Raw genomic sequence first — 1626 nt, 5'->3', positions numbered from 1 at the left:
GGTAAACATATCTCGATTAAGATTATATTTACTCATTTTGTCATAGAGGGTTTTACGCGCAATCTGTAACGTTGCCATGGTATTTTTGATACTGCCATGGTTAAGCTCTAGGGCTTCTTCAATTAAAGACTGTTCATAAAAGCTAACCTTTTCGGCTAGGCTTAAATCCAATGATAACGAACCGCTACTGCTTGAATCACTTTGTGCAAATGCCAGATCGGGGCCAAGTAATACCGCGCGTTCTGCCTGATTTCTTAGTTCACGTACATTGCCTGGCCAATCATGGGCAAGTAGGCGCTGCTGTAATTCTATATTAAGTGCACCTAAAGGTTTATGAAAACGAGTGGCCGCAATAGAGCTAAAGTGTTTAAACAACAAGGGGATATCGGCTTTTCTGTCTCTTAACGCGGGAATACTGACTTTAACTAAACTCAATCGATAATATAAATCGGCTCTAAACTCACCTTTTTCTACCAACGAAAGTAAATCAACTTTGGTAGCCGCGACAATACGAATATCAAGCTCGATGGCTTTATTTGCACCCACGGGGGTGACTTTTCGCTCCTCAAGCACTCGTAGCAACTTAACTTGAAGCGATAAAGGAGTGCTTTCAATTTCATCTAAAAAAACGGTGCCGCCTTGTGCAAACTCAAACTTACCTTTGCGATCTTGTGTTGCGCCAGTGTATGCACCACTAACAGCACCAAACAATTCGCTTTCTATTAATTGCTCAGGCACCGCACCACAGTTAATAGCCACAAACTGACAGCTTGAGCGGTTACTATGATCGTGTAAATAACGGGCAACCAATTCTTTCCCTGTGCCAGTTTCACCTTCAATCAGCACATCAGCCGGTGTATCAATCACCGTGTTGAGTAAGTTCATCATGTGCTGCATTTTAAGGGTCTCGCCTAAAATACGCACACCGGGCGCGGAGGTCTTTTCAACTGCGCGCTTCAGGGCCCTGTTTTCCATAACTAAAGCACGTTTGTCTAAGGCTCTGGCAATGCAATCTAATAAATTTTCGTTCAGGGGTTTTTCAAATAAATCATACGCGCCTAATTGCATTGCTTTTACCGCAACAGAAACATCAGCATAACCTGTTAAAAATATTACCGGAAGTTCACTGTCGAATGCTTTTACCTGCTCAATAAAGGCTAAACCATCCATGGTGGGCATATTTATATCACTGAGGACCACACCATAAAAATTACGACTTAAACGGCTTAAGGCAACAGTCGCATCACTAAAGCACTGTACCTCATACCCTTCGAGGGTTAAAAGTTGATTTAACGAATCACGGATCATCGCCTCATCATCAATAACAACCACTTGCTTACAAACAACGGCTTCAATCATTTTTTGGGGCCTCTATGCTTGATAAACTAATAATAAATTGTGCACCGCCTTGAGGACGGTTGTGCGCCGTTAAGTAACCATTAAATGAATCAATAATTTGCTTTGATATTGATAAGCCCAGCCCTAAGCCATTACTTGACTTGGTACTGTAAAAGGGTTCAAAAATAGATCCCAGCACATGGTGTTCAATACCTGGACCACTATCTAAAATAGAAAGCTTAACGCGCTCCTCAAAACACTCAACATCGAAACTAAGCTCTCGTTTAG

The 1626-nt window shown here is 41.9% G+C and carries 2 protein-coding genes; both read right to left on the bottom strand.

Features of this window, described 5'->3' with window-relative positions:
* Positions 1 to 1359, bottom strand: a 1359-nt coding sequence (locus ABYB02_RS16975; RefSeq protein WP_372763535.1) for a sigma-54-dependent transcriptional regulator, incomplete at its 3' end; no start/stop codon positions are given.
* On the bottom strand, positions 1352 to 1626 hold a 275-nt coding region (locus tag ABYB02_RS16970), incomplete at its 5' end, for an ATP-binding protein (RefSeq protein WP_372763534.1). The genes ABYB02_RS16970 and ABYB02_RS16975, both read right to left, overlap by 8 nt.

This window comes from Pseudoalteromonas sp. (assembly GCF_041613455.1).
Classification (GTDB): domain Bacteria; phylum Pseudomonadota; class Gammaproteobacteria; order Enterobacterales; family Alteromonadaceae; genus Pseudoalteromonas.
Note: the sequence above shows the minus strand (reverse complement) of the source record. Positions and strands in the feature narration are given on the sequence as shown.